The sequence below is a fragment of the Pseudomonas sp. TE12508 genome (assembly GCF_056279485.1).
In genome coordinates this window covers 281,971-298,342 of the sequence record NZ_JBWCCN010000005.1, presented here as the reverse complement: position 1 = coordinate 298,342, position 16,372 = coordinate 281,971, and the positions used below count along the sequence as shown (strand labels likewise).

The 16,372-nt window shown below is 56.6% G+C and carries 14 protein-coding genes and 1 pseudogene; 6 read left to right on the top strand and 9 right to left on the bottom strand.

Going from position 1 to position 16,372, the window contains the following annotated elements:
- The first annotated feature begins 54 nt into the window (after nucleotides 1-54).
- The 4 genes from pmrG (at nucleotide 55) to ACZ9IM_RS09255 (ending at nucleotide 2,591) form a co-directional block, all read left to right on the top strand.
- Entirely contained in the window at nucleotides 55-726 is a 672-nt protein-coding gene (gene pmrG, locus ACZ9IM_RS09270; protein ID WP_427625817.1) for a lipopolysaccharide core heptose(II)-phosphate phosphatase PmrG, read from the top strand.
- 34 nt (nucleotides 727-760) lie between these two features.
- Nucleotides 761-1,606 carry a phosphatase PAP2 family protein gene (locus tag ACZ9IM_RS09265; protein WP_427625816.1) on the top strand — a complete coding sequence of 282 codons (846 nt, stop codon included), beginning with the start codon at nucleotides 761-763 and terminating at the stop codon, nucleotides 1,604-1,606.
- 89 nt (nucleotides 1,607-1,695) lie between these two features.
- On the top strand, nucleotides 1,696-2,262 hold the full coding sequence (locus ACZ9IM_RS09260) for a GNAT family N-acetyltransferase (RefSeq protein ID WP_476223746.1): 567 nt from the start codon (nucleotides 1,696-1,698) through the stop codon (nucleotides 2,260-2,262).
- Between the two features lie 125 nt (nucleotides 2,263-2,387).
- Nucleotides 2,388-2,591 (top strand): helix-turn-helix domain-containing protein, encoded by a 204-nt coding sequence (locus tag ACZ9IM_RS09255; protein WP_427625814.1) that lies wholly within the window; start codon nucleotides 2,388-2,390, stop codon nucleotides 2,589-2,591.
- 95 nt (nucleotides 2,592-2,686) lie between these two features.
- Here the strand turns inward: ACZ9IM_RS09255 and ACZ9IM_RS09250 are convergent, their stop codons facing one another.
- The 6 genes from ACZ9IM_RS09250 to ACZ9IM_RS09225 all read right to left on the bottom strand — a co-directional run bounded on the left by ACZ9IM_RS09250 (nucleotide 2,687) and on the right by ACZ9IM_RS09225 (nucleotide 8,793).
- Entirely contained in the window at nucleotides 2,687-3,052 is a 366-nt protein-coding gene (locus ACZ9IM_RS09250) for a DUF6124 family protein (protein WP_427625813.1), read from the bottom strand.
- A 348-nt stretch (nucleotides 3,053-3,400) separates the two neighbouring features.
- Entirely contained in the window at nucleotides 3,401-3,658 is a 258-nt protein-coding gene (locus tag ACZ9IM_RS09245) for a hypothetical protein (RefSeq protein ID WP_476223745.1), read from the bottom strand.
- A 35-nt stretch (nucleotides 3,659-3,693) separates the two neighbouring features.
- Nucleotides 3,694-4,068, bottom strand: a complete 375-nt coding sequence (locus ACZ9IM_RS09240) for a DUF6124 family protein (RefSeq protein ID WP_476223744.1) — start codon at nucleotides 4,066-4,068, stop codon at nucleotides 3,694-3,696.
- Nucleotides 4,069-4,796: 728 nt separating this feature from the next.
- Nucleotides 4,797-7,223 carry a TonB-dependent siderophore receptor gene (locus tag ACZ9IM_RS09235; RefSeq protein ID WP_476223743.1) on the bottom strand — a complete coding sequence of 809 codons (2,427 nt, stop codon included), beginning with the start codon at nucleotides 7,221-7,223 and terminating at the stop codon, nucleotides 4,797-4,799.
- 98 nt (nucleotides 7,224-7,321) lie between these two features.
- On the bottom strand, nucleotides 7,322-8,290 hold the full coding sequence (locus tag ACZ9IM_RS09230; protein WP_476223742.1) for a FecR domain-containing protein: 969 nt from the start codon (nucleotides 8,288-8,290) through the stop codon (nucleotides 7,322-7,324).
- On the bottom strand, nucleotides 8,287-8,793 hold the full coding sequence (locus ACZ9IM_RS09225) for a sigma-70 family RNA polymerase sigma factor (protein ID WP_476223741.1): 507 nt from the start codon (nucleotides 8,791-8,793) through the stop codon (nucleotides 8,287-8,289). The genes ACZ9IM_RS09230 and ACZ9IM_RS09225 overlap by 4 nt, the downstream gene beginning before the upstream one ends.
- A gap of 124 nt (nucleotides 8,794-8,917) precedes the next feature.
- Here ACZ9IM_RS09225 and ACZ9IM_RS09220 point away from each other — a divergent pair, with 124 nt between their 5' ends.
- Nucleotides 8,918-9,088 carry a hypothetical protein gene (locus tag ACZ9IM_RS09220; RefSeq protein WP_427625807.1) on the top strand — a complete coding sequence of 57 codons (171 nt, stop codon included), beginning with the start codon at nucleotides 8,918-8,920 and terminating at the stop codon, nucleotides 9,086-9,088.
- A gap of 260 nt (nucleotides 9,089-9,348) precedes the next feature.
- On the opposite strand, the gene ACZ9IM_RS09215 is transcribed toward ACZ9IM_RS09220, so the two are convergent.
- Nucleotides 9,349-9,543 carry a hypothetical protein gene (locus ACZ9IM_RS09215; RefSeq protein WP_476223740.1) on the bottom strand — a complete coding sequence of 65 codons (195 nt, stop codon included), beginning with the start codon at nucleotides 9,541-9,543 and terminating at the stop codon, nucleotides 9,349-9,351.
- Here ACZ9IM_RS09215 and ACZ9IM_RS09210 point away from each other — a divergent pair.
- Nucleotides 9,535-9,720 (top strand): annotated as a pseudogene (locus ACZ9IM_RS09210) (hypothetical protein); the annotation flags it as partial. The gene ACZ9IM_RS09215 and the pseudogene ACZ9IM_RS09210 overlap by 9 nt on opposite strands.
- Nucleotides 9,721-9,807: 87 nt before the next feature.
- Here the strand turns inward: ACZ9IM_RS09210 and ACZ9IM_RS09205 are convergent.
- Both ACZ9IM_RS09205 and ACZ9IM_RS09200 read right to left on the bottom strand, forming a co-directional pair.
- Nucleotides 9,808-11,583 carry a DEAD/DEAH box helicase gene (locus tag ACZ9IM_RS09205; RefSeq protein WP_476223739.1) on the bottom strand — a complete coding sequence of 592 codons (1,776 nt, stop codon included), beginning with the start codon at nucleotides 11,581-11,583 and terminating at the stop codon, nucleotides 9,808-9,810.
- On the bottom strand, nucleotides 11,564-16,345 hold the full coding sequence (locus tag ACZ9IM_RS09200; RefSeq protein WP_476223738.1) for a protein NO VEIN domain-containing protein: 4,782 nt from the start codon (nucleotides 16,343-16,345) through the stop codon (nucleotides 11,564-11,566). The genes ACZ9IM_RS09205 and ACZ9IM_RS09200 overlap by 20 nt, the downstream gene beginning before the upstream one ends.
- Nucleotides 16,346-16,372: the final 27 nt, after the last annotated feature.

Sequence of the window (16,372 nt, the reverse complement as noted above, 5' to 3'; positions counted from 1 at the left end):
CTTTACCCTCGCGGCAACGAATGACAGTGGTGCATGCCGGCGAGGTGGCTTGATGTGGAATTGAGACTGAGTCTGTTCGGGATAAAACGCTCGATCGATCTGAGCCGTTTGGCCCGTTATCGAAACGCCGCAGTCGTGCTGGCATCTGCCTTGTTGGTTATTCCGCTGACCGTGTGGCTGTTGCGACCCGCCGCCGTCCCTGACCTGGCCCATGGCAATGTGGCGGGTGCCCGGGCGTTGGCGACCGGGTGGGCCAAAGGCGACATGATCGTGCTGGTGCGCCACGTCGAGCGTTGTGATCACTCCACGGCTGCCTGCCTGAGCGGCAATGACGGCATCACCGATCGCTCCCGTAGCGTGGCGGTGAGTGTCGGCGCGCAGTTCGAGCATCTGGGGCTGGATCGGGCCGACATCTACAACAGCCCAGTGATGCGCACGGCGCAAACCGCCGGTTACATGTTCAACAAGGTCGGCGTCGGCGAAGACTGGTTGGTCCACTGCAGAGACAACATGCTGCGCGATGCCTTGGCGCACAAGGTGGCCGGACGCAACCTGATTCTGGTGACCCACAGCGAATGCATGGCGCAACTCGAAAAAGATCTCAAGTTATCGACCGAGACCTTGGGTTATGGCGCTTCTCTGTTTATCTCCGCCAAAAAGTCTCAGCCGCCGCGCATGCTCGGTTTCATTGAAGCCTCCGACTGGCATTCGGTGACCACTGAATGAGCCTCACCATCATCCCTCTGGATCAGGACGTACGATGCTGACTGCTTCCCGTTACCGCTTTTACTGGGTGAACTTCGGTATTCCGCTGGCCTGCGCGGTCGTGGTGTTCCTGTTGTTTGACATGACCAAGATAGACATCGCCTTCAGCGATCTTTTCTATGATCCGGCCACACGGTTGTTTCCGTTACAGCATGTCCATCTGTTCGAAAAAATCACTCATAAATGGGCGCGGATCATCCCGAACTGGACTGGTGAGGTCGCGATGATTGGCGCTTTGCTGTCGTTTCTCTGGCCGCGACTGAAGGCTGAAAAACATTCGAAGATCATCACGCTCCTGGAAAAAATCAAAGTCGCGCCGATACTTCGGTTCGCCAGTAAACACCGTCGGGACTTCCTCTATGTGGTGTTCGCGTTTTCCATCAGCACTGGCGTTATCCACTACCTCAAAGGCCACACCAGTGTGTATTGCCCGGTCGAAACGACCCAGTACGCCGGGAAAATCGAACACAAGGAGTGGTACCAGAATTTCGACCTGCTGAAAGTCGCAGGCGATGGTCGCTGCTGGCCGGGTGGACATGCGTCGGGCGGCTTCACCATGCTCGCGCTGTACTTCGTGGCGCGTCGCTACCGCTGGCGGTATTCCAAAGCGCTGATGTACGGCTCGCTGCTGCTCGGTTTCGTCTACGGCACGACGCGGGTTCTACAGGGTTGGCACTACATGTCCCACACCTTCTGGGCCGGAATCTTTGTATGGCTGGCATGTTTGCTGACGGCGTTGGCGTTTTATGGGCGGGCGCGGCTGGAGCTGCCGGTGCGACAGCAGGCTGAGCGACCTGTCGTTGAGCCGTTTACAAGTTCACCCGCCAACGCGGAGATTTAGGCCGGGGGCCGTTGAATTCCTGAGTAGCAGTGTCCTTCCTGGCACTGCTACTGTTTGACGCTACGGAGTTTGAATTCAAGGAAGATGCAATGGAGCTTTCGCTGACGGTGGGCACTCATACATTGAGATTGAGTGCCCCCGACCCCGAATGGTGTAAAGCGTTGCAACATGCGCTTAACGCCAGTTTTACCACCCATTCCGAATTTCTGTCCTGGGCCAAACCCTACACCACGGAGGACGAGGCCCGATCGTTCCTCGCACGGGCAGTCGATGAATTCAAAAGCGAAACAGGTGAGCGGCGGCTGTTTATCGTCGACGATGCGGCGCACACGATCATCGGCTGCATTGGTTTGAAGCCCCGGCGCCGCAACCGCTACGTCGTCGGCTACTGGGCCAATACCGAGTATTCGGGCAAAGGTTACATGCGCACGGCGCTCGAAGAATTGATCAAAAGCCTGCCCGGTTTCACGTTTTACCTGACCATAGACGTGGCCAATGTGGCGAGCCAACGGCTGGCTGAAGCGACCGGTTTTGGCTTGATCAGGAAGTGTTATCAGGCGCGGTGTTCGCAGCAGCATGGGGAGCAGGATACGTATTTGTATCGATTGAAATGCCGGCAGGAACTGCCGAAGGTTTCCCCTGCGCGGGCTACTTAAACTAACCGCCAACAAAACCGCAGACAAAAAAAAAGCCCGCGGGAGCGCGGGCAAACCTTAGTTTCTTGAATGAGCGAGGGCAATGTACAGGTTGGGGAGAGGCGGTGGGGTGAAGAAAAATTCATGTGGATGGAAGGCCTTCAAATCTGGCCGAACTCGCAGGGCTGACTCGGCAGAAAGTCATCGCTGTAGAGAAGGGCACTCTTTCCGTGAGCCTGAGTGCTTATGCGCGCGTGTTAGGTGCTCTGGATTGCGAATTTGCTGTCATTCCGGCAGCCATGCCGACTCTTGAAGAACTTGGTGCGCTGTTCGAAATGAAAATGATGTAGCAACGACGGCATCAGCCAAAATGGGCGACCTCAATGAGGCCGCCCATTTTGCTTTTCTACGCCGAAATCTGCGTTTGTAGTCGTCGCTCGATCACTCAGTGAAAAACGGGAGGCTTGCCCGCCGGCACCGAAGCGTTCGGATCGAGGTTATCCCGCGCTCGGTTGACCAAAAGCTCGGTCAGCATCGTCAACTGCTGAAGCGCCAGCGCCACATTGCGCTGTGGCCCATCAAGTCGGTTGGCAAAGTCCAGAGTCATGACGTTGAGGGACGCCAGGGTTTCGCTGGCATGAGTGAGCAGGGTGAGCGTGTCGACGTCGGGGCGGACGCTGAAGATGTTCCTGTTCGGGTTGCGCCGGCGGGCGTTGGCGCGCTCGGTGGCTTGGGGGCGTTGGGTTGGGTCGAGGGTTTCAGGCTTTGAAGTGGCCGTATTTTCAACTAAATGCAGGGTGATTTTTTTCATAAGGGCGTTCCATGAGGTTAGGGATCCTTACGCTATTTCGGGCTTGTCAAACCGTCCGCAGGGTTTACAGCGAAGCGTGAAGACTATCTGCCGGAAACGTTGTTCGCCAGTTCATGGAAGTCGCTACAGGTTGCGGGAAATTTCCCAGGATGACGTGGTTCTAATCTGTCAGAGAAATCCTTTTTTTGCACAAGGCCGAAAGCGTGGCGACTCTGCGTCCATTGAGTCGACAGTAAGTTACAGATCATGAAACCTACTGTTGAATCATCTAATACCGCACAATCCAAAAAAGGCACCTGCGAATGTTCGTCAGGTGCCTTTTTGTGTTGGGGTAACATGCTGGGTTCGTTACAACGCCGAAACCTGCATCTGTAACCTTCGCCCAACCACATCCAGCAAATCACAGCCATCGCGCAGCGAAGTCACCAACACCCGCGCCAGCTCGCTGTGAACGCCTTCGTTCACAGCGAAACTCTCCAGCAATTGAGTTGCCGTGCGGATGCGGTAGGTCGCCGTTTCATGCAGCACATCCAGCGGTGCTTCGGTGTCGATCAGCAGCGACGCGATGGTGCAGTCGATGCCGGTGACCGGCATGTATCGATCCATGACAAAACCTCCATTCGATCAACGAGCGCGATCATTCAGTGGCAGACGGGCGTGACCGCCGGCAGGGGCGAATCGAGGTTATCCAGCGCTCGGTTGATCAACATCTCAGCCAGCACGGCCAGTTGCTGAATCGCCAATGCCACGTTGCGATGCGAGCCGTCGAGCTGGTCGGCCAGATCGGTGGTCATGACATTCATGGAGGCCAGGGTTTCGCTGGCGTGACCGAGCAGGGTGGGTGTGTCGACGTCGGGGAGGATGGTGAAAATATGGCTCACGGGATCGGGCTGTTTCGGGTTGCGCAAGCGGGCGCTGACGGCGCGTTGGGTGGCTTTGGAGAGTTGGGTCAGGTCGAGGGTTTCAGATTCCGAAAGGTCTGGGTTTTCAAGGGGATTTGGGTTGTTCTTTTTCATGGAGGAACTCCGAAAGTTAGGGATCCCTACGCTTTTCGGCCTGTCAAAACCGTCCGCCGGGTTGCAGCGAAGACAGAAGGTTATCTTCTCGGATCGTTACTCGCCAGTTCATGGAGTTCGCCACAACTTGAGGGAAATTTCCTAGGACGTGGTTAGTTTGCCTCCAGCAAAAGCTGCAATTAAGACCTAGGTTGGAAAGGAGAGTCGGGAGAGGCGGACGCAGGCGCTATTGAGCTACATCGAAGTGAGTAACGTGCTTTATCGTCCAGCCGTCCAGCCGCAATGAAGATCGCCCTGAAAGGAGATACCGAGCGTATACGGGAAATAAGAAGCCCGGCATCTGGCCAGGCTTCTCTTTGATTCTATGCATGTCTATCAGGCTTGCTTTGCCTCGGCCTGCATCATCACGAGGTTTTGTTGCTTGGTCGCCTCGGTCAAAACTTCACTGTAAACGCGTTTTTTTGCTCTGACTTCGCGTTACGAATAAAGTCGGCAAATGGGGTACACCTGCCGTGGCAACGGACAGCAATCGAAATGGCTTCGTTATGACTAGATGGCGGTTTGAGAAATGCAGGTTGCCGACGAGGAACAGTCCCGACCGCTGCGCACCCCTCGTCAACGTGGTTGCAAAGTGTGCCTGACCAAACGTCAGCTAATGCCCTCTTGCCGGAAACGGATTCCGGCTGGCTTGGAACCGTGAGATCGGGATCGAATTACGTTACTCAGTGTTAGAACGTCGGGGTGTACTTCACGCTGAACATCACGTTGCGCGGATCACCGTAGTTGTTGTTGCCATTGATCTGGTTGTAGGCCGCAGTGAAGTACGTCTTGTCAAACAGGTTGTTGGCGTTCATCGCCAGCTCGATTTCCGACGTGAGCTGGTAGCCGACACGGGCATTCCACACGGTGTAACCCGGTACGTTGACGGAGTGATCGTAACCCAGCGTGTGGGTTTGGGCGGTGAAGCCCAGGCCAGTACTGACACGGTTCCAGTCCCCGCTGAACTGGTAGTTGCCCCAGACGCGCAGCATGTGTTTCGGCGTCCACCAACTGAAGACCTTGCCCTCGTTGTCCGGGTCTTTCAGGTATTTGGTGGTGTTGTACGTATAGCCGGCAAACAGTTGCAAATTGTCGATCACTTCACCGCTGATTTCGGCGTCGAGGCCTTGGCTGCGCACTTTCCCCGATGCCGTCGAGCAATACCAACCGTTGCAGATTTGCTCACCCTGCCTATCGAGAACAGCACGGTTCTCCTGATCGTAACGGAACAGGGCCAGGGATGTATTGATCCGACCATCCATCAACTCGCCCTTGAGACCAATCTCGTAGTTACTACCGATAATCGGTTTAATGACTGAACCCGCTGTATCGCGTTCGGTCTGCGGTGTAAATACGTCGGTGTAACTGGCATAGACCGCCCATTCGCGGCTCAGGTCATAGACGATACCGGCGTAGGGTGTGACTTCCCCGGTTTCGTTGGCGGTGCTCTCAGGATTGACGGTACTGCCAGACAAGGTTTCGGTAGACGATTTGTAGCTGTAGTCGTACCAGCTGACCCGGGAGCCGAGCACCAGGGTCAGCCGCTCGTTCGGCTTGACCCGCCAACTGCCGTACAGGCCTTTCTGGCGGATGTCGTATTGGCTGGGAACTCCACGGCCACCGGAATCGATCAAACCCTCGTAGCTGATGTCGGGACGGTCGTGATCAATGTCGAAGATATTGTCGGTGCTGTTGTTGAAGGTTCGGGCGTATTTGTCGTCCGAGGTATATTTGGAATAGTTGCCGCCAACCATGATTTCCTGCGGCATGGACAAGGCTTCGAACTTGCCGGTGAGGTTCATGTCCAGAGCGACTTTGGTGGAGTCCAGGTCCGTCACGAAGTCCGCGTATTGCACACCGCTGCCATCGGGATTGATGCCACTGCCGCTGGTTTGCACCCGCTGGCTCTTCGCCTTGTTGGTTTCAGTCATGCGCACGGCGCCGACCTTGAAGGCCCAGTCGTCGTTGAAACGGTGTTCCAGATCGGTGTAGAGCGTGGTGACATCAATCTCCGAATGGTTCCACTTCGCCCCGGTGTAGGTGCTGCGCGACAGGTCGATGGGTTTACCGTCGGAGTAACGCGGGAAGCCGCGGACATTCGAGCGCGATTCTCCGTCGGACTGGCTGACCGCCACGCCCAAGGTAGTGGCTTCGCTCAGATCAAAGTCCAGCGCGCCGTACAGTGAGGTGGTTTTGTACCATTCGGAATCGACAAACGAGTGGGTGTCGTCCTGGTCGGCAACGAAACGTCCACGGATGGTGCCACTCTGGTTCAACGGCCCGCCGGCGTCCAGTTGCAGAGCGTAGTGATCCCAGGAGCCAGCCTTGCCGGTAAGGGTAACTTTCGGTACGGCCTGACCGCGCTTGCGCACCAGATTGACCGCGCCACCCGGGCTGCCGGTACCTTGCAGTAAGCCCGATGCACCGCGCAGCACTTCCATGCGATCGAAGAAAATCAAGTCCTGCGTGGCCCAGTTGCCCAGCGCGTAAGTGTTGCGCGGGATCGGCACACCGTCGTACTGCCAGTCATCGATCTGGAAACCGCGCGAAGAGAGGATCAAACCTCTGCCGACGCCTTGGGCGCCGACCAGTCCGGTGGTCTTGTTGGCCGCATCCTTGAGATCGACGATATCCTGATCGTCCATTTGCTTGCGGGTCATCACAGTGACCGACTGCGGAATTTCCTTGAGGGTGTGGGTGCCTTTGCCGATGGTCACTGCCCGCGCGGCATAGGAACCCGAGCCTTCGGTAGTGGGGTCGGTGCTGCGTTCAACGATGTTGGTGACACCCAATTGCAGTGCCGCGCTGTTCTCCGGGGCTGGTTCAATGCTGAAGTTGCCTTGATCCGTCACGCGTAACTGCAAGTCGCTGCCCGACAGTGCCCTCTGCATCGCTTGCTCGGCCGGCATCTGGCCGATCACCGATGGCGCCTGTTTGCCCTGCACCAGCGATGGCTCCAGCGAGATGATTTGCCCGCTCTGGCCGGCGATCGCATTAAGCGTGTTGGCGAGTGGACCGGCCGGCAGATTGAAGGTCAAGTTTTGCGCCAGGGCAGGGCTCGCCAGGGTTGCCAGGGCAACGGCGACGGAAAGGGCGTGGGGCCATGTGTTAAACACAACATTCTCCTGTTTGTATGGAAGTGTCAGGAGATAGGTGGGATGAGAAAGGAGAACCGGACACAAATAAGATCTGTTTTCAAAAAAAATTCACCGCTTTACTTCGAGCCAATCAGCGTCAGCCAAGGGCTGTAGCGATGCACCCGTATAGGCAGGGTTTCTGCCAGAGCACTGAACGCCCGGTTGGGATCGTCAAGCGGGAACACACCCTGGACGCGCAAGCCTCGAACCTCGGGAGCCACGCGCACAAAACCGCGACTGTAAGGGCGTAGGGCGTCGACCACTTGCTCAAGGGATTCGTCCAGCACATTCAGCCTCCCGCTCAACCAGTCGGCCCGCTGGCGCTGATCGCCGCTAACGAGGGCAATTTGCCGGGCGTGCAGCAGAGCCGACTGACCTTCTTGCACAACTTGCACTGTGCCGTCGAACAACCGTGCTTCGACCGAATGCTGTAACACCACCAGTCGGCTGGCATCTTGCTCCTGGGCAACGAGAAACCGGGTACCCAGCGCGCGCACTTCACCTTCAGCGGTGCGCACGCGCAACGGACGGCGGGGATCGGGCGCCACCTCAATAACCAGTTCACCGTGACGCAGGATCACCAGCCGTTGCTTGTCATCGAAGCACAGATCCACCGCGCTGTTGGCGTTTAAGCTCAGGCTACTGCCGTCGACCAGATTAAAGTTTTGACGCTCGCCGCGCCCGGTGTGCAGATCAGCCAGCAGCGCGTCACCCAGCTGGCTCCTGGCGCCTAGCCACACACCGCCTCCGAGCAGGCCCAGGCCGGCGATCACGCGCAGGGCGTCGCGGCGCGAACCATGAGGCTGCAAGAGCACTTGGCGGGCTTCGCTGGCCTGACCGGGCAAGCGTCGATCCAGCGCGCGAACCGTGTTGAACGAACCGCCGAGACGGTCCTGCAATTTTGTCCAGGCCTGGCTGTGCGCACGATCCATCGCCAGCCACGCGTTGAAACGTTCCTGCAGTGCAGCATCGGGCGTACCGGCGCGAAGCTTTACCATCCAGTCGATGGCCTGCTCACTGATGGGGTCCCGGCGCGGCTTACTCATGGCGATATTTCGCATAGATAGCACTGACGCAATGCCTGTTTCATGTAACGACTGACAGTGCGCTCCGACAGCCCCAGCTTCTGCGCAATCGCGACATAGCTCAGACCATCCAGTTGGCTATAGAGGAAAGTAGCCTTGACGACCATCGGCAAGCCGTCGATAGCCCGGTCGATGGCCACCAGGGCTTCGATCAACTGCTGCTGCTCTTCGGGGGAGGGGGCCAGCGCTTCGGGCAGAACGGACAAGCGCTCAAGGTAGGCCAGCTCCAACTTGCGCCGGCGATGACGGTCAAAGATCAGCCGGCGAGCAATGGTCGAAAGGTAAGCACGAGGTTGTTCGATGCTGTCGGGATCGACACGAGCCACCAGCATCTGGCAAAAAGTATCGGCGGCGGTGTCCTCTGCGTCCGCGTGATTGCGCAGGTGCCGATGAATATGCTGCAGCAGCCAACGATGATGATCGCTGAAAAAGAATCCCAGCTTACTGGACGGAGGAGATTGCACTGGTCGGCTTTCCAGATGTTAGTGTGAATCGTTCTCAATACTACCTGTGTGATGAGCGACAGTGCAATCCTGTCTGAAACGGATCAGCGTTTGGCTGAAGGCAAGAGCCAAAGGCGCTGCATATTTGGAAACGAGCGACGGCTATTGGCTGTGGGGGGATCAGACCCGCAGTACGCCGCAGGTCCAGATTGACGCTGACGCTGGCAAGCTCACCCTGTTCAACTTGCTGGCGCAGATGTATCGGGTGGTCCAGCGAGGTCTGTCGATCAATCTGCCGCGCATCATTGAACCGTAGTGCTGAATCCCCCCGTATTACTGGATTTCAGGCACAAAAAAAGACGTCCGTGGACGTCTTTAGATGATGAAGTGGTGGGCCGGGGTAATCTGAAATGATTCCGTAACCTATTGAAATAAAAAACAAAATATTGGTTATGTTTTTCCGTGGAATACCATTTGGAATACCGCTTGACCGGATTTGAACTCGGGATGCTTCAAGGTCATTTTTTGAGGCTGCCCTAGCAGTGTCTTGCTGACGCAGTAACCCTGTCTGCTGTCTCAACTGTCGGCTAGGTACACGCCGGTTTCGGCTTCCATTCTCAAACGGGTTTCAATTACTGTGCCCGTTTGAGATCGTACCGCATTGGCCAATGCATCGAGCTTGACGATCACGTCGTTTGACAGCATCACATTGACCTGCTTCTTCTTCTCAGTATTTCGCTCATCGAACTGCTGGCGGCTCCGTTGGTGCATATTCCAGACAATGCGGAGTACCGAATAGACCGGAATGTCTGCCCTGGTGATCGGGATCAGCTACCTGAACTGTTCTGTCGTGCCAGCTACTTGTGCAAGACAGCTACGAAGTCTTACGGAGGCCGGGTTCGATTCCAGCAGGGGATAACGTCGGCGCTGGCTCGTGCTCTACAGTAATTCTCTCTTTTCGCTGTGTGCCCCTTGCTTGGATATGTTGTGTAATTTAGGCGGGGCACCTCATCAAGCTCCGACCGCTTGCATCCATCAAAGGTCCGGGGGCGCACCTCTGGAGGCTGCACATCGCAGAGAATGGACGCGAGCCGGGAGCTCGCCTTGGAAAGTCGCGCAGGTTGCGGCTGTTCCGACAACGACGAGAAGAGACTTTGCCCTGCTCATGCCGACATAGAGCAACTCCTCGCTGCGTACTAAATCGATGGTATCTAGGCCCCACAGAATCACAATCGGAGACTCGAGTCCCTTGAAGCGCTGAATTGTATCGATCAGGACCGTATTGCTACTGCGAACGCTTTCCTCGAGCCAACTTGCTGGCTTCGGCAGGGGAAGTCGCCTCAACGCCGCGTAGTAATCGGCTTTACGCCGCGCGTCCGCAATCAAGACAGTGATGTCGCCAGCAGAAACGCCCTGGCGAGCGACAAGGTCAACGATACGGGCGTTAATCTTTGCAGCCTGGGCATCGCGCCCCGGCGAGGCTTCGAACTGCACATCGTCGCCTTCGATATCGGGAGGGCTGACAGGCACTCCCTTGTAGTGCTTGTACGCAGCCACATGAATCGGAGCGGTGTTCCTGCAATTTGTTGTTAGCGTGAACGGTTCTTCGCGTATCGGAAAGGTGCCAGCGCGCGCGTAAATGTTCTGGTTGTCATCGTAGAAGACGTATAGCGGTGCGCGTTCGTAGTCCGACAGCAAAAGTTCGAGCGGGACCCAGAACTCCTCACGGAAGTCTTGGCCCTCGTCGCACACGATCGCGTCATAGCGATCGGGAAGAATCTCTAGAGAGTACGCAAAAGCATTGGGCAGTTGTACGTCGTAGAGATCCTTTCCTGGGTACGTCACTTTGGCCTCTGCAACGAGATCCCGGCCCGACACGTGATTGGCCCTTTCGACCTGTCGATAGCAAAGCTGGTGGAAGCTCATTACCTCCAGGTTGCTCGTGCCGGCGCACGTGCTCGACAAGTGATCCGCCAACTGCCTGTTGTAACAAGTCAGGAGAGTCTTGAAGCCTTCCGATGCGAGTCGGCGTGCCTTCTCAAGTGCCAGAACAGTCTTGCCCGTACCGGCACCGCCGCTTACGGCGACCCTCCGATGCGAGCGCAGGAAATCAAGGACGCGTATTTGGTCCTTTGTGAGTACCAGTCTGCGTGCCTCTTGATCGGCAAGCCGCGATGCGACAAGCGGAGCGACGACAAAGGATCTCGCAAATACTTCGCGGACCACGTCAATGCCACGACGACCTATAGGCGTGAAGTCTCCAGCGTCGTTGCCCCAGTAGGCAAAGGCCCCATCGATCCACGACTTGGGATCTTGAAGAGACCTGGCTGCGCCAATCAGTACAGCTGGCATATCCGGACGGCTTAATGCATTTGCGTTACCAACGTCTGGGAAGGAGACCGTGTGACCACGGAGCACATTTCCAAGGCCAAGGTCACGCCACTGTGGGTGTTCGTTCAGTTTCGAGCGAATTGAGTACTTGGCTCTTAGCGCCTGACTGATTGGGTTGTTGATGGGGTGCTTGTGTTGGTGGCGGTCTACCGAAAACCATTCACCAGTATTCGCATCAAATCCGATGCCGCCGCCTTTCACCTCAATGCAGAGATAGCCGTGGTTGGGATGGCATACCAGAAAATCTGTTTCACCATCCTTCGCTTGCCCTTCTTCCCGGCGCAAGATCCATCCGACCTGAAAGAAGACGACGTAATCCTGCGGGAGCTTGTCTCTCAAAGCCCGGTAGACCTTCGCTTCGGCTTGCGATGGAAGGTCATTGAGTTGCGCTTCAGAAAGCTCAGGAATCATTGTCGTCATCGGAGTCTTCCATAATACGCATGCGGTGCAAGTTCAAGATCACGTTGGGGGTCGCCTGCGACTTTCCGTCAAACAGCACCGTCAGTAGCTTAGTGTTTCCACGGGTAACGACATCCCGAATTTCTCCACATCCCACGTCCTGGTGCTGTATCCGGGCTCCAGGAATGAAAAGTGCGGAAGGCTCGGCTCGCTCCTCCTTTACCGCGTCCCGCCAGTTGCCGTCAAACATGAAAGCGGTAACTTGGGCTGCCGGACTTCGGATGGGGTGTACTCGTATGTGCTCTGGATCAGAAACGAACTCAACGACATACAGCCAGTAGCGGTCCCCGTAGTCTTGAGCATTGCTAAATTGGAGGCGTGATAGACCGACGCCGGTTTGGTTCCACTCTCCGTTTACACCCTTTACTTCGACGAACCGGTCTTCGCCGGTCATTGGGTTGCGGCTGATGATGTCGTATCCAGGATGCGTTTGAGCCATCTGCTCCGGCACACGGCCGCGCTCCCTTTCGTAGGCGCATACCGCCTCACGCGCAACGATCTCGACAGCCAAATTGTGCTCTGACGGCCCCTCCTGATCGCCAGCTTTTGAGGAATCCTCTTGTTTTTTTCGAACGTAGGAAAGCAGGCGTCGATCCCACTGTTCCTTGTGCTTCGGGCGTGATTTCTTCGCGAGCTGCTCGCCTTGCACAGACCGGGTGCTGCCACCTTCGCGGGTTGTAGAACCATTTCGTTCGCTAGCGTCCTGGCCTGAGCTCTCAGAGCCTTCTCCTCGGCCGGATCGCTCTGACGTCTCTGCTCTGCCCTGGTATCCGGAATCCCCGGCCCATGGTTTCCGCTCTTTGCCGGGGGGGTGGGTTTCGTGCTTGTCAGAACTCTCATCTGGCGCAGGCGGCGTATCGCTTTCCTTGCGGCTGGACGGCTCCGTGGCGCCGCTCATCTCATCAAGGTCGGGTGAAGTCAAATCCCCAACACTGCTGGCTTCCGCATCCAAATACGGAATGCCGGCATCACTTAACTCACGATGGGCTTCCTCAACCGTCATCCCCATCAAAGGGCGAATGCTGAGCGTCAGCTTAGAGATTTCGCTCCCTGACTCTTCAGGCATTAGTTGATGGAATAACGCGTTGAGAATATGAGCCCAACTGCGATCGCTAACAGGGCGAGCGAGTATCAGGCGCCCGTTCTCAGGGTCGTAAAACGCCTGTGCCGAGGTAGGAGGAGCGATTGCCTGATCTCCCCCAACATGAACGGAGGCCTGGATGCGGACCACGTTGTGGCTGACTGCCTTCAGGCCCGAGAGAGCAACTCGGATCTTTTTTTGAACAGTTGTCGGCTTGTCGTGAAGCAATCGGGCGAGGATGTCCATCCGGTCCATCAGTTTTTCAGCGAGCGCGGATTCGTTGGTTTCCGGTCCATCCACGAACTCAAGTGCAACCTGAGCGCTTTCACTCAACCGCCTGACGCCGACCATTTCGATGAATGGCCAAAGCTCCGGTGCCGGCTTGCACAGGGCTTGGTCGAGTTCACCGACGAAGAATCCCGCGTGCCACTCGCTATCTTGAAGCAGCACCTCGTCCGGATGAGTAAGTCGACCTTGCAAGTTCAAGATGGTTGGCGCTTCCTGCAAACGCCGCAGGTCGGATGGCATCAACTCCTCGTGCTCATGGGCGGCAGACACACTGGTCAGGCAGATGTCATAGACTGCCCGATCTGGACCTATCACAGACTTGGATTGTTCGAAATACTCACCAACGATGTCGAGCAGGATGTCGATGAAATCCCGGCCTGCCGGAGCATTCTTTACCCCGATTGCATCAAAGAGCGGCTTGAATGACTCGTAATTGCCCGGAATGGTGTAGGCGTAGCGCCCGAGTTGTTGCGCTACCCAGTACAGCTGGTTGGGGCGAACGAACGTCTTTTGGCTTTCGACGTAAATACACCGCGAGCCAGCGAGAGTAGCAAGGAGCGGATCTGATCGTTGCGCGCGCTCGTTTAACACCTGATACGTCGAGACGTGGGGTTGCACCCCCATTGTGATGCAGTGCTGTAGGTGGTTGATGACCCGCTGGGTTTCGGGGTTAATGGCAACATTCAGTTTTTCCAGCAAGTCTGTTTTCAGACGTACCGTATTCCTGAAATCGAGGATATTGGCTTGAGAACGGAAAGCGTCAGCCCGGTAAGGGGCGTACAGGGAGTTGGCTATGTGCCACTCTTCCGTGTCCCCATCTGCAGGGAAACACGCCGCCTGTTGAAGATCATCAAGGGCATCCTGAAAGGCCTTTTTTTCTTTCCAATTTTCGTAGTTGTCGCACAGGACGTAAAAGGCCTCACTGCTGGCACGCTTGGCATTTTCGGTTGGTAAGTATTTCTCAGCAATGGACAGCATTCGATCGACCAGGTGTCTGGCGATCGGTGATCGCCGGATTCCCAGGCTGTCGATAAAGGTGTGCACCGATCGCGTATTGGGCACACGGCTGGCGTCGAGCCACAGATGGATCGCGTCACCAAGTACTTTCACAAGATCGTCAGTGCGGCGATAGGTATTGACCGGCCGCGACCAACCCCCATCTTGCGTAGGAACGATCGGAAGCGACCCCAGCAAGCGACGGATGTCATCGTCGTTCACCAGGGTTGGGTGATTGGCGAGCTCGCTGATGAGCTGGCTGAACTTGGTTGAGTCCAGCGGACCGTCGTCGCCGAAAAATGTCGGTAGCACGGTCTGCACAAACGCCTCGATCGTCTGCGTCTGTACTCCCAGTTTTGTCGATAGGAAGTCCCTGGCTGATTCGGTCAGGACAGATACGTCTAGCAAATCCGCCTGGCCGGTCGGGTCTGTGAAGTTTCCCGGCAGAAGCGCTTGGTTGGCTTTCACCAGCCCGCGACTTGATTGCCATATGGGCAGACCGCGTAGTTTTTGATAAACAGTCTTCTCAACGGTGGCTTGATGGTCCAGGTCAGCAAATAGCGAATAGATATCGCGTAGGTCCTTCGGGTGGACGCCGATGACTTTTTCGACCGGTTCGGTTTCGCACATCAGTTCGATGTGCGAAACCACCGCGTTGAGATCGAGCAGCTTTATCAGCCGAGTAATCTTCGGGAGCTCTGTGAGAACTCGGGAGGCAATGGCGAGCCTGGGTAGCAACGCCGCAATACGCTCCGCATCCAGTGCGGCGGAAGCGACGTACGACTGGTTGATGGTCACCGCGAAAAGATCCTCGGTGACAACAAGCGGCAATGCCTGCAAGCGTTGCACTGATGGATTCGCACTCGGGTTGGCCGTTCCCGACTCAGGAAGAAGGTCGTTGATGATGCTCCAGAGAGGGCGATAGAAATGCTCCAGCCTCTCTTGGTTCACTTGCGTCGCTCCCGCCACTTGTTGCGCCGTCGCGGATTCCAGCAGCACAACCAGACGTTCGAGCGTCAGAATCGGTGCGCCCAGCTGGTTCATCGCTGTTAGGAACGGCCGCAGCTCTTCAGCGACGAGTCTGCCTCCCGCCTCCAGCAGTGCCTTTGCTTGGTACTCGTTCAAAGGGCTGCGTGGCAGGAACACTCCGTTGGGCCGCTGGAGGCTGCCGTCCTGTGCCTCAGCAATATGTGCTTGTGTCGCGGTGGCCTTTAGGCGCTCCCAAAACCGCTTGAAGCAAGGTGGATGCCCTGACGGTTTGGAGGAAAGGTCGTATGCCCGCCCAAGGATCTGCCACAACTGCACGGGGCCAAGCATTTGCAGCAGGCCTTCGGGATCTCGAGCCAGTTCAACCGCTGCGGCGTCGATGAGCATCTCGTTCCACGCCTGCTCGTGTTGGTGTCCGGCGAAGATCAAAGCTTTGCGATCAGATTCAGGGAAGAAATCGGCGTTGATGTGCAGGGGGAGCCCTGTGGACTGTTCGGTGGGTAAGAACGCGTAGAGCAGGCCCTCAGCCAGTGGCTCAGGATCAATTCGCAGACCGATGCTTATCTTGGTGCTTCGATGAAGTGTCTCGAGCCGAGGGTGCGTCACGTACAAGCGCTGGGCCATATCCGCTGCATCGGCACGGAGGATTTGCCAATGCTCAACGGTATCGCTGGGGCTGAAACTGACAATGAGGTCCGAACCATCACTCCTATCTAGATCGCAGGCCAGCAGGAGCTGCCCATTTCGCCGCACCTCAGCTTTCTGGACATGGCGAAGAAACAACAGGCTTTTGCGTAGAACGGTTTGGAAGTCATCAGCAATCTGATCGATATGCGCGGGGCTGACATGGGAAACCCCAAGGGCGAGCCGCGCCTCAGTATTGGGATCGTCTGCCCAGGGCAGAAAGAATGAGGTGCCGTTTGGTTCTTCGAAAGCCTCAATGAACCATTGCCCGCGCTCAGGGTAAAGCGCCAGCTTGATGCCTGACGATCGGATTTCGGGATGGTCCGTCACCTGATAGGTCGATACGAATCCAATGCCAAAGCGGCCGATATTTTCTCCACGTGACAGCTTTCCGCCGCTACCTACATCCGTTATGCGGTGGTAGTCGCACTTGTAGTTTTCCTCGGGAAGAAACGCGCATGGCTTATTCAGGTCGCCACAGTAGGTGAACTGGCCGCTGTTTCGCACCAGCAAGCCGCTGTCCGTGATATCGAATAGGATTTCCTCAGCTTTCGCGTCATCCGCATTCTGGATGAGCTCCAACGCCATCACGTCGTAGCCTTGCAGCCCGGCCAAATGGCTCCGGATGTTGCCGAGGAGGTTGGCGGTGTACGAGCCGCTTGCCTTGGGTTGGGTTGCCTGATCCATTTGTGCTCCCTGAGTTCTTAAGGGCGG

Bases quoted from the DNA above. Each gene is read 5' to 3' on its own strand.
- ACZ9IM_RS09265 (WP_427625816.1), top strand. From the start codon at position 761: ATGCTGACTGCTTCCCGTTACCGCTTTTACTGGGTGAACTTCGGTATT.
- ACZ9IM_RS09260 (WP_476223746.1), top strand. From the start codon at position 1,696: ATGGAGCTTTCGCTGACGGTGGGCACTCATACATTGAGATTGAGTGCC.
- ACZ9IM_RS09250 (WP_427625813.1), bottom strand. From the start codon at position 3,052: ATGAAAAAAATCACCCTGCATTTAGTTGAAAATACGGCCACTTCAAAG.
- ACZ9IM_RS09245 (WP_476223745.1), bottom strand. From the start codon at position 3,658: ATGGATCGATACATGCCGGTCACCGGCATCGACTGCACCATCGCGTCG.
- ACZ9IM_RS09240 (WP_476223744.1), bottom strand. From the start codon at position 4,068: ATGAAAAAGAACAACCCAAATCCCCTTGAAAACCCAGACCTTTCGGAA.
- ACZ9IM_RS09230 (WP_476223742.1), bottom strand. From the start codon at position 8,290: ATGAGTAAGCCGCGCCGGGACCCCATCAGTGAGCAGGCCATCGACTGG.
- ACZ9IM_RS09215 (WP_476223740.1), bottom strand. From the start codon at position 9,543: ATGCACCAACGGAGCCGCCAGCAGTTCGATGAGCGAAATACTGAGAAG.
- ACZ9IM_RS09205 (WP_476223739.1), bottom strand. From the start codon at position 11,583: ATGACGACAATGATTCCTGAGCTTTCTGAAGCGCAACTCAATGACCTT.
- ACZ9IM_RS09200 (WP_476223738.1), bottom strand. From the start codon at position 16,345: ATGGATCAGGCAACCCAACCCAAGGCAAGCGGCTCGTACACCGCCAAC.